Source organism: Vitiosangium sp. GDMCC 1.1324 (assembly GCF_003044305.1).
In the GTDB taxonomy this organism is placed as follows: Bacteria; Myxococcota; Myxococcia; order Myxococcales; family Myxococcaceae; genus Archangium.
Map to the genome: position 1 here is coordinate 69,016 of NZ_PZOX01000013.1, position 16,832 is coordinate 85,847.

General features: G+C 71.4%; 9 protein-coding genes. All 9 read left to right on the forward strand.

Annotation, left to right across the window (positions count from 1 at the left end):
* Positions 1 to 101 precede the first annotated feature (101 nt).
* Genes DAT35_RS32405 through DAT35_RS32445 form a run of 9 tightly spaced genes read left to right on the forward strand, consistent with a single transcriptional unit; the run spans position 102 to position 16,749 of the window.
* The gene (locus DAT35_RS32405; RefSeq protein WP_108072315.1) at positions 102 to 755 is read left to right on the forward strand and encodes a hypothetical protein; all 654 of its coding nucleotides are present in this window, start codon (positions 102 to 104) and stop codon (positions 753 to 755) included.
* A gap of 15 nt (positions 756 to 770) precedes the next feature.
* Entirely contained in the window at positions 771 to 1,070 is a 300-nt protein-coding gene (locus DAT35_RS32410) for a hypothetical protein (protein ID WP_108072317.1), read from the forward strand.
* The gene (locus DAT35_RS32415; RefSeq protein WP_108072319.1) at positions 1,067 to 2,212 is read left to right on the forward strand and encodes a hypothetical protein; all 1,146 of its coding nucleotides are present in this window, start codon (positions 1,067 to 1,069) and stop codon (positions 2,210 to 2,212) included. Before DAT35_RS32410 ends, DAT35_RS32415 begins: the two co-directional genes overlap by 4 nt.
* Entirely contained in the window at positions 2,209 to 3,126 is a 918-nt protein-coding gene (locus DAT35_RS32420; protein ID WP_108072322.1) for a phage baseplate assembly protein V, read from the forward strand. The genes DAT35_RS32415 and DAT35_RS32420 overlap by 4 nt, the downstream gene beginning before the upstream one ends.
* Positions 3,123 to 3,497: a GPW/gp25 family protein gene (locus tag DAT35_RS32425; protein ID WP_108072324.1), complete on the forward strand. Its 375-nt coding sequence runs from the start codon at positions 3,123 to 3,125 to the stop codon at positions 3,495 to 3,497. The genes DAT35_RS32420 and DAT35_RS32425 overlap by 4 nt, the downstream gene beginning before the upstream one ends.
* Positions 3,494 to 5,893: a putative baseplate assembly protein gene (locus DAT35_RS32430; RefSeq protein ID WP_108072326.1), complete on the forward strand. Its 2,400-nt coding sequence runs from the start codon at positions 3,494 to 3,496 to the stop codon at positions 5,891 to 5,893. The genes DAT35_RS32425 and DAT35_RS32430 overlap by 4 nt, the downstream gene beginning before the upstream one ends.
* Positions 5,890 to 9,750: a baseplate J/gp47 family protein gene (locus DAT35_RS32435; protein ID WP_108072328.1), complete on the forward strand. Its 3,861-nt coding sequence runs from the start codon at positions 5,890 to 5,892 to the stop codon at positions 9,748 to 9,750. The genes DAT35_RS32430 and DAT35_RS32435 overlap by 4 nt, the downstream gene beginning before the upstream one ends.
* Entirely contained in the window at positions 9,747 to 12,482 is a 2,736-nt protein-coding gene (locus DAT35_RS32440) for a hypothetical protein (protein WP_108072330.1), read from the forward strand. The genes DAT35_RS32435 and DAT35_RS32440 overlap by 4 nt, the downstream gene beginning before the upstream one ends.
* A 10-nt stretch (positions 12,483 to 12,492) precedes the next feature.
* On the forward strand, positions 12,493 to 16,749 hold the full coding sequence (locus tag DAT35_RS32445) for a DUF6519 domain-containing protein (RefSeq protein WP_108072332.1): 4,257 nt from the start codon (positions 12,493 to 12,495) through the stop codon (positions 16,747 to 16,749).
* Positions 16,750 to 16,832: the final 83 nt, after the last annotated feature.

Below are 16,832 nucleotides of genomic sequence, written 5' to 3' on the forward strand. Positions count from 1 at the left end.
CCGGGCCCCTCGCTTCCCATGGCAAGGGACTGGACACCCAGGCCCGCCCCGCGCACGCTCCCACCCGGCTCCTCGTCGTGCACCCCCGCCGGAGGTCGTCCATGAGTCTCGACGTCTATCGCAAGACGCTGATGGGCTCGCTCGTCATCATCCCCCCCACCGGAGGCAGTCGGCACGTCGTCGTCTTCCAGCTCAACCCCGCCTCGCTGCGCCGCCGTCTCCAGCCCCAGCTCGCCGGTGGTGACAGGGAAGGCCGCAGCGGTCCCATCCAGTTCGCCGCCGCCCCCACCGAGACCATCGACGTGGAGCTGGAGATCGACGCCACGCTCCAGCTTCCCTCCACTCCCGGTCAGCCCGCCGCCTCGGACATCCGCCCGCAGCTGGCCGCGCTCGAGTCGCTGCTCTACCCCAGCTCCCTCCAGGTCCAGACGCAGCAGGCGCTGCTCCAGAGCGGGACGCTCGAGATTGGTCCCTACCTCTCCCCCACCGTCGTCTTCACCTGGGGCAGCTCGCGCGCCGTGCCCGTCAAGGTGGTGGGCTACAGCGTCACCGAGGAAGCCTTCCTCCCATCGCTCGCTCCCGTCCGCGCCCGCGTCTCGTTGAGCATGCAGGTGCTCAGCTACTCGGACGTCATGCCGCAGGACCCCGCCTGGTCCCTCTTCATGGCCTACCAGTCCACCAAGGAGCAGCAGGCCTCCAGTGGCTACTCCTCCGCGAGCCAGGACGTGCTCGGCGTCAACCCCACCACCCTCTGAGCCGGAGTCCTCGCCGTGTTCAGCCCCACCAGCCGCTACGCCTCCATCCCCGACGCCACGTACACCTCGCCCGACGGCACCGTCATCTCCTACAAGCAGCGGCGCTTCCCCTCCGTGCCTCGCGGCACCCCGGTGGGGCTCACGACGGTGCGCCCCGGCGAGCGCCTGGATGTGCTCACCGCCCGCACGCTCAGGGACCCCCTCCAGTTCTGGCGGCTGTGTGACCTCAACGCGGTCATGGACCCCTTCGAGCTGGTGGACGAGCCCGGCCGCAAGGTGCTGGTGCCTCTGGCAGTCGTGCCCGAGACGCGATGAGCTTCACCACGCCCAAGCTGACGCTGATGGTGGGTCGCATGGTGGCCGCTCCGGCGCCCGCCTCGCTGATGTCCGCCCTGCGCCGCGCCCAGGTGACGAATACCGACTCGGGCCCTTCGGGCTTCCAGCTCGAGTTCCAGGTGACCCGTGGCTCCAGCCCGCTCGACTACAGCGTGATGACGCAGGGCCTGCTGGCGCCCTTCAACCGCATCGTGTTGATGGTCACCCTCTCCACCTTGCCCACCGTCATCATGGACGGCCTCATCACCCGCATCGAGCTGCACCCGCGCCAGGGCAACCAGCCGGACATGATGGTCGTCACGGGCGAGGACATCAGCGTCGCCATGGACCTGATGGAGAAGACGATGCCCTTCCCGGCGATGAGCGATTGGATGATCGCCGACCTCATCATGGCTGAGTACGCGGCCTACGGCATCATCCCCATGGCCCTGCCCACGGCGGTGAGCCTGAGCATGATGCCGTTGGACTACACCATCCAGCAGGGGGGAATGACGGACCGGGCCTTCCTCAACAAGCTGGCCAGGCGCAATGGCTATGTCTTTCAAATCATCCCCGGCCCCGCGCCCATGACCAACACCGGGTACTTCGGCCCGCCCCGGCGTCTGGGCGTGCCGCAGGCGGCGCTCACCATCAACGAGCTGCCCCTGAGCAATGTGAACGCGCTGAGCTTCTCCTATGACGCGCTGGCGCCCACCACGGTGACGGGGCTCGTCCAGGACACGCTGGAGACGGACATGGACATCCCCATCGAGGCCCTGCTGCCCGTGCGCGTGCCACCCCTGGCCGCCATGCCCGCTATCCTCGCCAACGTGCCCAACATCCGGGTGACGCTGCTCGACCCCGAGGGCATGGACCCCATGCAGGCCGAGGTGGTGGCCCAGTCGATGGTGGACCGCTCCACCGACAACGTGATGACGGCCTCGGGCGAGCTGGACGTGCTCCGCTATGGCTCCGTGCTGAGCGCGCCCGGACTGGTGGGAGTCCGCGGCGCGGGCTACGGCCACGATGGGCTGTACTACGTGCAGCAGGTCACCCACGACATCAAGCCCGAGTCCTACACGCAGCAGTTCACCCTCACGCGCGAGGGCTGGGGCAGCACGGTTCCCGGGGTACTTCCATGATGGGTCCGGCAAGTCAGGACAGGCGCTATTACGGCAAGTACCGCGGCAAGGTGTTGGAGAACATCGACCCGATGGAGCTGGGCCGCATCCTGGTGGAGGTGCCGGCGCTCGTGGGGCTGGAGTCGAGTTGGGCGCTGCCGTGCGTGCCGTACGCGGGCATGCAGGTGGGCTTCGTGATGATTCCGCCCATTGGCGCCAATGTCTGGGTGGAGTTCGAGGGAGGGGACCCCACCCACCCCATCTGGGCCGGGTGCTTCTGGGGCGAGGCCGAGAAGCCCGTGCTCGCCGAGACGCCCTACCAGAAGGTCATCAAGACGGACTCCTTCACCCTGCTCATCAATGACATCCCCGGCGCGGGGGAGATGATGTTGGAGTTCGGGCCTCCCGCGGTGGAGGTCCCCGTCATCATCACCATCGACGCCGCGGGCATCCAGATAGAGACCGCCGAGGCGCTGGTGTCGATGAGCCCGGAGGAGATCACCGCCACCCTGCCGCCCACCGCCGTCACCATCACCGAGGCAAGCGTCACCGTGGAGACGGAGGGCGTCGTCACCGTCACCGCCGAGGACGTCAACGTCACCGCCAACGTGGACGTCACCGGCCCCGTGGAGGTGACAGGCGACGTGGAGATCACCGGCGCCGTGGAGGTGACGGGCGACGTGGAGATCACCGGCGCCGTGGAGGTGACGGGCGACGTGGAGATCGCCGGCGCCGTGGAGGTGACGGGCAACGTGGAGATCGCTGGCGCGGTGGAGATTGAAGGCAACGTGGACGTGGTGGGCGCCGTGGAGATTGAAGGAGACACCGCGGTGGTCGGCGCGTTCGAGGTGGTGGGAGACCAGGCGGTGGCGGGCGCGGTGGAAGTCGCGGGTCCGCTGGTGGCCGCCACGCTGACCGGAGTGCCCATTCCATGAAGCGGCTCGTCAACCGGGTCGACGTGGCGTTCCCCTATGCCGTGGACGTGCGCGGCCAGACGGCCACCGCGGCCAGCTACGACGCGCACGTGCGCCACCTCATCGAGCAGGTGCTCTTCACCTCGCCCGGCGAGCGCGTCAACCACCCGGACTTCGGCAGCGGGCTGTTGCAGCTCGTCTTCGCCCCCGCGAGCGATGAGCTGCTCGCCTCCACCCGGCTGCTGCTGCAGAGCAACCTGCAGCGCTGGCTCGCGGACGTCATCACCGTGGAGGCGCTGGACGTGACGCTCCAGGAGTCCACCGTGAGCGTCGTGCTGCGCTACGTCGTGCTGGCCACCGGACAGCGTCGGCAGGACCGGTTCACCCGATGAAGCCCGGCGTTCCGCTCGAGCTGCTGCGTGCCTCGCCCTCGCGCTCCGACCGCAAGCGCGCCGTGGCCTCCAGGGCCGGTCACCATGGCCTGGACTGGGTCGAGGTGCGCCAGGTACGGGGCCTCGACTGGGTGCTGCGTCTGCACTTCATCCGCCACTCGGCCGAGGCGGGCGGCTCCGACATTCCCCCGGGACTGGAGCCGCTCCACCTGCGCGTGCTCGACGAGGACGGACAGCCCGTGCCCGCGACGGCGCGTGCCCTCGAGCCCGTCGACGCGCACTCGGTGGAGGCCCTCCTCGTCCTGGAGCGGGGCTCGTCGGCCGTGCTGACGCACCGCCCCCTCACGCTCGTCCTCGAGGGGCTCGACTCGGTGGACCCCGTCTTCCGCCAGGCCCCCTTCCAGCTCACCCTGGAGCACGACGAGCCCGCGCCCTCCGCTCCGGCCCCGGGCCCTCGAGACACCGCGGCGCTCGCACCCGCCTCCTACCAGGCCAAGGACTACGAAAGCTTCTCCCGGCTGCTGCTGGACCGGATGCGTCTCACCGTCCCCGCCTGGCAGGAGCGGCACGTGGCGGACGTCGGGGTAATGCTCGTGGAGCTGCTGTCCCACGTGGGCGACACCCTCAGCTACTACCAGGACGCCGTGGCCGCCGAGGCCTACCTGGGCACCGCCCGGCGCCGGGCCTCGCTGCGCCGCCATGCCCGGCTGCTCGACTACACCGTGCACGAGGGCTGCACCCCTCGCGTCTGGGTGCACGTAGCGCTGCCCGAGACGCAGCTCGAGCTGGAGCTGCCCGCGGGAACTCTCTTCGTCACCGAGCCTCCCGCCGCTCCCCGGAGCGCCTGGGACGTGCACCCGCCTCAGCACCACTCGTGCTTCGAGAGCCTCGACCCCGCCCGGCTGTACGTGGAGCACAACGCCTTCCACCCCTACACCTGGGGCGCCCGCGTCGCCGAGCTGCCCCAGGGCACCGCCTCCGTCACCCTGCGCGGGCACTACCCGCGGCTGCGCGCCGGAGACGTCCTCCTGCTCGAGGAGCTGCGCTCCTCCACCACCGGGCTCCGGGAGGACGCGGACCCCGAGCACCGGCACGCCGTGCGGCTGAACGCGAAACCCGTGCTCGATGAGGACCCGCTCGACTCCACGCCCCTCACCCACGTCTCCTGGTTCCCCGAGGACGCCCTGCCCTTCGCCCTCTCCGCGGGCACCACACCCGATGGGCTGAACCTGATGCAGGTGCTCGGCAACGTGGTGCTCGCCGACCACGGGGCGACGCAGCCGGAGGTGGAGGCGGTGGTGCAGGCCGACGGCACCGCGCACGTGGACCTGGGCAACCTGCGCGTGGTGAGCTCCGAGCGCTACACCGCGCCCGTCCTGCGCACCCGCCCCGCCTCGGAGATGCTCACCCAGCAGCCTCGGCGCGCGCTCCCCTGGGTGCAGGTGCTCGAGCGGCGCCCGGGCCGAGACGTGGAGTGGAGCATCCGGCACGAGCTGCTCTCCAGCGGCCGCCACGAGCGCCACTTCGTCGCCGAGGTGAATGACGGCGACGAGCTGGTGCTGCGCTTCGGCGATGGCCACTACGGACGGCGCCTGCCTCCCGGGACGCGGCTGCGGGTGAGGTACCGCACCGGCATCGAGCTGATGGCCAACGTGGGAGCGGATCGGCTCGTGCGGATGGACGCGCGCTTCGCCCCGTTCGTGGAGTCGGTGCGCAACCCCCTGCCGGCCCAGGGAGGCGTGACCCCCGAGGACGCCGAGCGCGTACGCCGAGACGCCCCCCTGTCCTTCCGCACCCAGGAGCGCTGCGTCACCGACGAGGACTATGTGACGCTCGCCCGGCGCGTGCCCGGTGTGCGCGCGGCGGCCCTGCACCTCGCGTGGAACGGAAGCTGGCACGTCGCCCGGGTGCATGTGCTGCCCCAGGATGGCCGCACTCCCACTCCGCGCCTGCTGGAGCGCGTCCGGCGCTACCTCGCCCACCACCGCCTCACCGGCATCGAGGTGGAGACGCGGCCTCCGGAGTTCGTCCCGCTCGACATCGCCCTGGAGGTGGGTGTGAAGCCCGGCCACTCGTCCGGCTCCGTGCGGCGCACGCTGGAGCAGGAATTGGGCGGCGGCACGCTGGAGGACGGACGCCCCGCCTTCTTCCACCCGAGCGCCTTCAGCTTCGGCCAGCCGGTGTACCTGGCCCCGCTCATCGCCCGCGCGGCCTCGGTGCACGGCGTGGCCTGGGTGAAGGCCTTCCGCTTCGAGCGCTGGGGCCAGGACGAGTCCAGTGAGCTGGAGAGCGGCCGCATCCTCCCGGGCCCCACCGAGGTCGTCCAGGTGGAGGGCAGGCCCGGCCGGCCCGACCTGGGGCTCGTCGACATCCACGTGACTGGAGGTGGCCGATGACGGACCGGCCCTACAACCCGCCCGGCCGCGCCCAGTTGGAGGGACGGCTGGGGACGCGGGCCACGTTCCTGGAGCGCATGCGGCAGCGGCTCGCGCGGGTGAGCGCCAGCGCCCACTTCGGCGACTCCGAAGACGGCTCCGAAGACGGCTCCGACCTCCCGGTGCACGGAATACCCCTGACTCAGGTGCCGGTGCCGCCTCCGCCCAAGGGCTCGGGGGAGGAGCCCCTGCTGGTGCCGAGCAACGACTTCACCCACGGGCTGCTCGACGGGTGGGCCACGCTCGCCGACATCCTCTGTTTCTACCAGGAGCGCATCCTCAACGAGGGCTACCTGCGCACCGCCACCGAGGACTTCTCGGTGCGGGAGCTGGTGGAGACGCTGGGTGTGCAGCCGCAACCCCCGGTGTCGGCCCGGGTGGACCTGTGCTTCACCGTGTCCGACAAGCCCGGCGCGCCGGAGTCGCTGACGCTGCCCAGGGGGCTGGCCGTGCAGAGCATCCCCGGCCCGGAGGAAAAGCCCCAGATTTTCGAGACCTCCGCCCCGCTGTTGGTGCGCGCCGAGTGGAATGAGCTGAAGCCGTGGCAACCCTCCGCGCCCCAGAGCCCCGCTCCACTGCGCGCCGACGCCCACGCCGTGCTGCTCGAGAAGGGCACCCAGGACGTGCGCCCCGGGGACCTGCTGCTGTTGCGGACGAAGCGCTCCGATGGCTCCGTCTGGGCGGCCCTCAAGACGGTGCGGCGCGTGGGCCGCTCGCGCCGCCGCGGGTGCTCGCTGCTGGCCTGGGACGAGCCGCTCGACGCGACGCTCGGGACACAGCTGCTCTCCGACGTGGAGGTGTGGACCACCCGCACTCCCGAGCCCCTCCTCGGCACCGGCGCGAAGCCCTGGGCCGAGCTGCCCTTGAAGGACCGCCTGCGCCTGGGCACGCCGTGGGGCGGAGTGCAGCGCATGGACGCGCCCTGGAGCACGTGGAAGAACGTCCAGCGCGGACTGCCGGAGGGCACGGTGCTGTGCCTGGGCGCGCACGAGGGAAACCTCCTCGCGAGCGTGGAGGACAAGGGCCTGCTGCGCTCCAAGGACGCGGGCGAGACGTGGGAGACTCTCGCCCTGCCCACCGCGCACGTGGACGTGCTCTGCCTCGGGCATGACAGCCAGGGCCGGTTGATGGCCGGCACGCGCAGGCACGGCGTCATCCGCAGCGCGGACGGCGGCGGCTCGTGGGAGCTGCTCAAAGGCCAGGTGGTGGTGGAGATGTCGCTGGTCGGCCGCAACCCGCGCAAGGACCTGCGCCTGCCTCCCTCGCCCGTGCGCTCCGTGGCCGCCTTCGTGTCCGGCGAGGACAACTCCGCCGCCGCCTTCCTCGTCGCGGGCACGGACGAGGGCGTCTTCTCCTGGGAGGAGGCAACCGCCACCTGGCGCCCCTTCAACGAGGGCCTGCCCATGGGCAAGGCGGACGACTCGCGCGTGCCCGTCTCCGTGTGGGCCGTGGTGACGGATGCCACGCGCGCCACCTTCCTCATCGCCACCAGCCACGGCGTCTTCACCACCAAACGGCTGGGCGACAAGTGGGAGCGCAAGGACCCGGGCCGGGCCGGACAGGCCTCCGTGGCGGCGCTCGTGGACGAGCAGGGCCGGCTCTTCGTCGCGCTGGAGGACGGCGCGCTGTACCGCTCCACCGACAACGGGAAGACATACGCGACGGTGACGCCCTCGGGAGCCCTCGTGCGCTCGCTGTCGCTCGGCGTCCCGGCTCGCGGCAGCCCCGCGCCCCTGCTGGCCGCCACCTCGCGGGGCATCTTCGTCTCCCATGACGGCGGCACCTCCTGGGTACAGCCGCCCGCGCTGGACCCCGTGGAGTCCACCGCCGTCGTCGAGCTCGCGCCCTTCCAGCTCGTCGCCGCCACGCCGCTGCTGGGCGTGAAGGAGCGGCAGTGGCCGGGCTGGAGCCTGGAGCCGGGTCAGTTGGATGTGTCTCGCGTGCTGCCGCGCCTCTCGGCGGACCAGCCGCTGGTGCTGGACCAGGCGGCCGGGGACGGGACACCCGCGCGCCGAGCCTTCCTCTCCATCACCGGAGTGGAGACGGTGCAGGTGAAGGACTTCGAGCTGCGAGGGCTCGTCTCGCGAGTGCACGTGACGCCCGAGGCGGTGGTAACGGACTTCGACCGGGGCCAGGCCCGAGTCCACGCCGTGGGCCTCCGCCTGAAGCTGCTGTCCTCACAGGTGCGCGACAACCGCCCCCTGGAGGCCGGCACGCCGGACGCGGTGCTGGACGCGGACACCTCCTTCGAGGCGCTGGTGCGCGAGCCCCAGGACGCGCCGTCCGACTCGGGGGACAGGCTCCTGGTGGACGGAGCCATCCCGGACCCGACCGGGCGCCTGGTGCTGGTGGAAGGGCGGCGGATGCGCGTCCGGATGCCCATGCCATTCGCGGGAACCGATCTGCCGGAGCTCGTGTCGGAGGACGGGCTGGAGCGTCAGGCCCTGAAGGCCGGCGAGGTGCTGGAAGTCATGGCCCGGCCGAACCTCACGCGCCTGGACGCGCAGGGCCGGGTGACGTGGCTGCTGTGCACCGAGCGCGGCTTCACCGGCACGGCGGCCTTCAAGCCCGGAGCGCTCCAACTGCTGCCCTCGTCGGATGACGGAGAGACCGCCGTGGAGCGCCGCCAGGTGGCGAGCATCACCGGCGAGTCCGGCGCCACCCTGCTGATATGGGACAAGGCGCTGGAGGGGCTGATGGATCCGGCCACGCTCATCGTCCACGCCAACGTGGCCGAGGGCACCCACGGCGGCACCATTCCGCTCACCGAGGTGCTGGGCAGCGGCAATGCCACGCAGAGCTTCCAGTCGTTCCGCCTCAAGCGCTCGCCGCTGGCGTGGGTGGCCACGGCGGACGGGCCCGAGCCCCAAATCGAGGTACGGGTGGACCAGCGGCGCTGGCACCGGGTGGAGGACTGGAGCGGGCAGGGCCCGGACAGCTACGTCTACGTGCTGAGGCAGGAGGCGGACGGCAGGACGTCGGTCGTCTTCGGGGATGGCCTGCGAGGGGCGAGGCTGCCCACGGGCCAGGAGAACGTCACCGCGCTCTACCGGGTGGGAAGCGGGCCGGAGGGCAACGTGGGGGCGCGCCGCATCCGCATGCTGCGCAACCGCCCGCTGGGGCTCGACAGCGTGGACAACCCCCTGGCCGCGAGCGGGGGCAGCGCCACCGAGCCCTCCTCCTCGCTGCGCACGAGCGCGCCCCTCCGGGTGCGCACGCTGGACCGAATCGTCTCGCCGCGCGACTTCGAGGACTTCGTGCGCACGTACCCGGGCGTGGCGCGAGTCCGGGCGCGGCAGGTGTGGAACGGCCACGAGCACGTCCTCTTCCTCACGGTGGCCACGGACGAGGAAGCCTCACAGCACCAGCTCCTGCCGGGCTCGGCGCTCGACGTGGCCCTGCGCCAGGCCCTGGAGCAGTTCCGCCCGTCCACCCATACGGTGGACCTCGGCTCCTACGTGCCCCGCCACTTCGAGCTGGCGGTGACGCTGACGGTGGACCCGGACTTCGAGCCCGGGCCGGTAAAGGACGCCGCCCAGCAGGTGCTCGGGGACGCATACGCCTTCGAGCGTCGCGAGCTGGCGCAGTCGGTGGCGGCCTCGGACATCCTCCGCGAGCTGAGCGCCGTGAAGGGCGTGCTCAACGCGCGCATCACCACCCTGCGCCCCTTCGGCTCCACCGACACCCGCCCCGCGCCCGCGCTGCTGCCGGCCGGTGACATCCACTGGGATGCGCAACTGGGACGCGTGGAGCCCGCGGAGATGCTGCTGCTCGATGTGAAGACGGGGCTCACCCTCACCACGGAGACAGGCCCGTGAGTACCTCCGGCCCCCAGCGGCTCTACGAGCTGCTCCCCCTCATCCACCGCGCGCTCGACGAGGCGCAGGGCGGCCCGCTGCGCGTGGTGCTCGGCGTCATCGGCGAGGAGTACGACCGGCTGCGCGCGGACATCGGCCAGCTCTACGACGACTGGTTCATCGAGACGTGCGAGGAGCAGTTGGTGCCCTACATCGGCGAGCTGGTGGGGGTGCCGGTGGAGGAGAACACCGGGGCGCCGGCGTGGCTGCTGCGAGCCCGGGTGGCCAACGCGCTCCGCCACCGCCGCCGCAAGGGGCTGCCGTCCACGCTGGAGCAGGTCATCTGGGAGACGTGCGGGTGGAACGCGGTGGTGCTCGAGGCCTTCCAGCACCTGGCGGCGACCCAGCACGTGGAGTACGTGCACCTGGAGCACGGGCGAGCGGTGGACGTGCGCCGGGGAGCGGCGTCGCTGCTGGCCCAGGGCGTGCCGCGCACCGGACACCTGGCGGACGTGCGGGGCGGAGCGGACACCATGGGCCCGCGAGGCCTCTTCAACACCTTCCACGTGGGCCTGCTGCTCAGCCGCATGCAGGTGTACCCGGTGGAGCGCTCCGAGCCCGCCCGCGTGGCCGAGGGCCATTACACCTTCCACGCGCTCGGCCTGGACACGCGCCTCTTCACCCAACGGCGGCGCGAGGAGTGGCCCGATCTGCCGCCCTCGCAGGAGATGCCGCTGCCCCTCACGCCCGGACGGCTGGAGGCGGAGCTCACGCTGGCGCGCGAGCGGCTGACGCGGCCCGGGGACCTCACGCCCGCCGAGCGCCTGAAGCCCCTGGCCGAGCCCCCCTTCACGGTGGAGTGGAACGACACCCCCATGCCCCTGGCGGACATGGAGTCGCGAGGCCTGGAGCACTGGCAGCGCCCGGGCCCGTCGCTGGTGGGCCTGCGCTCGGGCCGCCCGAGGGTGGAGGCACTCGCGCACCACATGAAGCTGGAGGCGTGGATGGGCGGCGAGGGCCCCCACCTGATGCACCTGCGCGTCCACGACACCGAATCCCTGCCCGCGCTCGCCACCGCCCTGGAGGAAGCCCTGCGCCGGGCCAGCACTCAGCCCGCCTTCGCGCAGGCCCGCGTCCTCCTCTGGGACGAGCACCTGCTGGTGGTGCCGGGAGTGCCGCTCGGAGGCCACCACCCGGTGCGCTTCGCCCCCGCACCGGAGGACCCGGAGAGCGCGCACGCACTGGGACTGACGCCCGAACATGCCCGGCGCATCGCGATGCTCCTCTCGCACGAGCTGCCTCCCGCCACGGGCGAATCCACCCAGGGCCGGCTGCGGCTGAGGCTGGGCGACGGCGAGCCCGTGACACTCGCCGTGCCGCTGGAGGAGTCGCCGGAGGAGATGGCGCGGGCGCTGAGACATCAGCTCAAGAACCACGAGGGCTGGCACGCCCTGGCGCACGAAGCCGTGCTGCTGGTGCTCGCCGAGGCGCCCCAGGCCTCGCAATACCTGCGCGCGGAGGAGGACCCCGAGGACCCCGTCACGGCGAGGAGGCTGGGCCTGAGCCCGCGAGTGGCGGTGGACGTGAGGAGGGGGCGGCTGGCGTTCTCGCTCGGGGAGGAGACCGAGGGGAGGAAGCTCCGGGTGGGCTGGGCCTTTGGCCGGGCCGAGGACCTGGGAGCGGGGCCCTACCTCCGGGAGACGCCGGACACGGAGGACTCGGAGGACGAGGACGAACCCACGTGGCGGGCCGAGGTCTGCGCGGACGCGCCAAGCGCCTGGGTGAGCGAGCCAGGGACGACGCGCTTCCGAGACCTGGCCGAAGCGCTGGCGGCGTGGGAGCGGCAGGACACTTCCGACACCAGCACGCCTGGCACGGGCACGCGGGGACACATCCTCCTTCTCGACAGCTCCACCTATACGCCCGGCGCGGACGCGGCCTCCTTCCAGGTGCGCGTGGAGAAGGGAAGCCACCTGAGGGTGGAGGCGGCCGACGGCGAGCTGCCCACGCTCGACGGAGCGTTGGTGGCGTACGGCACCGGGGAGGAGGCGCGGCTCATCCTGGACGGGCTGCAACTGCGAGGCCTGGAAGCGAGAGGCACCCTGCGACTGACCGTCTCACACGCGACGGTGCTCGGCCCCCTGCACGCCCCGCGAGACACCTCCGGGGCCTACCTGCAGGTGGAGCTGCGCGGCAGCCTGGCCGGCCCGGTGCGCCTGCCCGCGGACAGCACCCGCCTCGAGGTCTCCGACTGCATCCTGCGAGGGGACGAGGGACACCCGGCCGTGGCCGGCGAGCACGCCCACGCGCCCGGTCCCGCCACGTGGATGACACGCACCACGGTGCTCGACACCGTGAATGTGGAGTCCCTGCCTCTGGCCGAGGACTGCCTCTTCGCCCGGAACGTGGAGGTGCACCACGTGCAGGGCAGCCTGCTACGCACATGTGCGCTGCCGTGGGCGTCGAGACACCTGCCCCGGCACCGCTGTCTGCTCTTCTCCGCGCCGCTGGAAGCAGCCGAGGAAGCGGCCATCGCCTCCGGCCCCGAGTTCGTGTCACGCTCTCCGGGTGAGCCCGGTTACGCGCGGCTCGCGGACACCAGTCCCAGGGAACTGAGGACGGGTGCTCGGGACGGGGGGGAGTTCGGCGTGTACCAACCGCTCCAGGAGGAGCGGAGACTCGCCGCGCTCAGGGGAGTGCTCGAGGAATACCTGCCCGCCGGACTGAGCGCCGGCGTCTTCTTCATCGACTGAGCCCAATCACATGACGAGCGACTACTCCCGCTCCACCTTCAATCCCCGGAAGCACTACAGCGGTGTCCGAATGCAGCAGGGCCGCGTGCAGCTGGACGCGGACTGGAACGAGCAGGTGGACATCGCCGCGCACCAGTTGCGCCAGCGCACGAAGGACCTGCTGGGCCCGAACGGGGCGCCGGTGGACGAAGCGGGCTTCGCGCTGGAGGTGGTGGAGGGGCGGCTGCACATCGGGGCGGGCCGGTACTACGTGAACGGGGTGCTGTGCGAGAACGAGGCGCGAGTGGCGCTGGACGCACAGCCGGACGACCCGGGGCAGCCACAGCCGGAAGAACCCGGAGTGTACCTGGCGCTGCTGGACCTCTGGGAGCGGACGCTGGGGGCGAACGAGGACCCGAGCATCCGCGAGGTAGCACTGGGAGGGCCGGACACGGCGGTGCGCACGAAGACGGTGTGGCAGGTGCGCACGCTGCGAGTGGACGGAGACCCGGACGCGCCGGACCGGGGCCGGGAGGACCGGGCCTGGAAGCACTACCTGTCGAGGCACGCGCACGGGGGCGGGCTGAAGGCGTGGCGGGAGAAGGACGAGGCCACGGAGCTGCCGGGCAACCAGCTCTACCGGGTGGAGGTGCACGACGAGGGGGAACGGGCGGGGATGCCGGAAGAGGCGCACGGAGCCTGGCCCCGGCCGAGGGTGGAGAGTGCCGCGGACGACCGTCAACTGCTGCGCCTGCACGAGGAAGAGCCGTGGGACGCGAGGCTGTGGCGCGAGGGGCGCCCGGTGGAGGTGCTGACGGAGAACGGGCGGCACCTGACGCGGCTGCTGTCGGTGGACGCGGAGACGAAGGAACTGCGGCTGGCGGCGCCGGTGCCCGAGGAGCAGGGCGAACCGAGACGAATCAAACCCATCGCGGGCTACAAGTGGTCGCGCAACAACGGCATCGACGCGCTGCCGGTGGCGCTGGTGCGGAGGGAAGAACAGCACGTGGTGGTGCGGCTGGCCTCGCCGGTGGGAACGCGAGGGGTGGAGCTGCGAGTAGGGGACGTGGTGGAGGCGGTGGACGAGCGCACGGTGCTGCGGGGAGAGCCCGCGCCTTTGCGCCGAGTGGTGCGCATCTCACAGGACCGGCGGGAGGTGACGCTGGACGGGGACGTGCCCACGAACTTCGCTGCCACGCCGGAGAAGACGAAGCCGCTGCTGCGGAGGTGGGACCGGACGCCGGCCACGCGCGAGCCGGGGAGCCTGCCGGTGGTGGACGGCAAGCTGGAGCTGGAGCACGGCGTCCACGTGGAGTTCACGGGACTGGGGGGCTACCGGGCGGGGGACAGCTGGCTGATTCCGGCGAGGACGCGGACGGGGACAGTGGAGTGGCCCACGGACGAGCACGGCCAGCCGCGAGCACAGCACCCCCACGAGGGAAACCACCACTACACGCTGCTGGCGGTGGTGCGGGTGGAGGCCGAGGGGGTGGTGCGGGTGGAGGATCGCCGGGTGCTCTTCGCGCCGCTGACGCGAGCGGGCCAGGGCCCGGGCCATGAAGGGCCCACGACGCTGCGAGGGAACCTGCACGTCATCGGCTCGGCGATCATCGACGGGACGCTGGATGCGGGAAGCATCCAGGGCCAGCTGGCGCACGAGACGGTGGGCACGCACCAGCTGAAGGAGAAGGCCGTCACCTCGCGAAAACTGGCGGACGCGAGCGTGCACCCGGTGCACCTGGCGCCCGAGGTGGGGCTGGTGCCGGTGGGCTTCTCCATCCTGGGAGAGTCGCCACAACCTCCCGCGGGCTACGAGTCCAGCCACCTCTCGGTGGAGGTGTTCAACCACCGGGCGCGGTGGGTGACGAGGACGCCGGTGCCGGTGGGAGCGACGGCGCGGGTGGTGCTGGTCACACTGGAGGGAGTGCCGCACGCGCTGCTGGACGGCGGGCAGGTGCTGAGGCTGGAGGAGAAGGACGCGACGTGGAAGCAGGTGACGCAGCTGCCGGTGCCGCAGACGGGCTTCGGAGCGGCGGTGCTGGAAGGCCGCCTGCATGTCATCGGAGGCAAGGACGAGAACGGCCGTCCACTGGCGCACCACGTGGCGTGGGACGCGAAGGCGGACCGGTGGACGACGCTGAGCCCGATGCCGACGGCGCGAACCGAGCCGGGGGTGGTGAGCGCGGACGGCTGGCTCTTCGTACTGGGAGGACTCGAGTGCTGGCCGCTGCCGTGGTGGACGGGCGAGTCGAAACTGCCGAGGCCCGCGCTGCTCAGCCGGCTGCAGCACAGCAGCGCCGAGGCGGCCGTCTACGACACCAGGAAGGACACATGGCTGCAGGCGAGCGACCTGACGTCGCGCCGCAGCCGCTTCGGAGTGGCGGTGGTGCGCGGACGCATCCACGTGGTGGGAGGCGAGCGCAAACGCCTGCTGCTGCCGGCGAGGCCGGTGGCGAAGCACGAGCAATTCGACCCCAACCACAACCGCTGGTCCTCGCTGGCACCATTGAGGAGGGAGAGGGCGGAGGCGGCGGTGGCGGCGGTGGACGAGCGCCTCTACGTGGTGGGAGGCAAGGACGGAGACGACTTGCTGGCGGACGTGGAGCGCTACAGCTTCACGAGTGACGCGTGGCTGCCGCAGGAGGAGCTGGCGACGCCGGTGAAGGGAGCCGGGGCGACGGTGGCGGGAGGAGAGCTGCTCGTCACGGGAGGAACGGGCCCGACGGGGCCGCTGGCCACGAGCCAGGGGTTGGAGGTGGCGTCACTGCTGTACGTGCACCGCAAGCGGGCCGCGAGGGCCGCCGAGCAGCCAGCACAACCCACCCAGCCCACATCCCAGCCAGGGACCACGTCCACGACGGAGCCCACGTCCACGACGGGGTCCACGCCCACGACGGAGCCCACCACCCAGCCGGTGCCCATGCCGGTGCCGCCGATCGCGGCGAGGACGAACGAGCACCGCCCGCGCTTCCGCCCGCCGCGCTTCGAGCCGGCGCCGACGGTGGCACAGCGCGTGGTGAAGCTGGCCCTGCCGGTGGCGGGGCTGGCGGCGATCCTCGTCGCGGTGGGCGCGCTGTGGCCCAAGTCTTCGCAACCCTCGCAGCCGTCCCAGCCGACCCAACCGCAGAAGCCGCCCTCCCCCGCCGAGGCGGTGATGGGGCTGGACGTCTCGCATTACCAGGGCCAGGTGGACTGGAGCGCGGTGCTGAAGGAGGGGGCGGTGGACTTCGCCTTCGTGAAGGCGACGGAGGGGCTCGGGTTGGTGGATCCGCAGTTCACGCACAACCGGACCACGCTGGAGGGCACGCCGCTGAGATGGAGCGCCTACCACTACTACCGGCCGGAGCACTCGGCGAAGGAGCAGGCGGAGTTCTTCCTGAACACGGTGGGAGTGGACAAGCTGAAGAACCACCGGTTGCCGCCGGTGCTGGACGTGGAGGAATGGTCGGAGGTGAGCACGCAGGGGCTCATCAACGGAGTGCAGACGTGGCTGGACACGGTGGAGGCGGCCATTGGCCGCAAGCCCATCGTGTACACGTACCACGAGTTCTGGACGAAGCACCTCAACCGGGGCTTCCAGAGCTATCCGCTGTGGCTCAGTGGACCGCTCGACGAGGCGGTGGAGTGGTCGTTCTGGCAGGTGGGTGACCAGGGAAAGGTGGCGGGAGTCACGGGCTGCGTGGACCAGGACATGTTCCGGGGCACGGTGGAGGAACTGGACGCGTTCGTGACGACGGGGGCCGTGCCTGCGACGGCCATGCATCCGCCCATGACGAGCGCCCAATGCACGGTGCCCGCGGCCGACGCGGGGACGCACGACGCGGGGACGCATGACGCGGGCAGGCCCGATGCGGGCAAACCCGACGCGGGCAAGCCCTCGAGCAAGCCGGATGCGGGGACACGGGATGCGGGGACACCGGATGCGGGGACGCCCGACACGGGAGAGTCCGGGCCGAGGGAGTTCCAAACGTGGATGAAGCCAAACCCCGCGCGGAGGCGCTCGGGCCCATCACTGGTCATCCCGCCGTTGGCGACGCGAGTGGGCGTGTGGGGAAACACGACGGTGCGGTGCACCCTCCAGAAAACGGGGACGTTGAAGGACTGCATCATCATCCAGCCGCTGGGGCCGTCGTCGCAGCAGGTGTACAGGGAAGTGGACGAGGCGGTGCTCGACATGCTGAACGCCAGCAAATACGAGCCCGAGACGGCCAACGGAGAGGTCGTGGATGTGTATTACGACTTCAAGCTCTCCATCGACGCACGGTCGGGAACCTGGAGCATCCTCTAGTGGAGTCCCCACGAAGTTTTTGGACGCCCATTCCCCCACTTCGGCGGTCACTTCCGCGCCGCCGCGAGTCAGGGCTCGGTGGG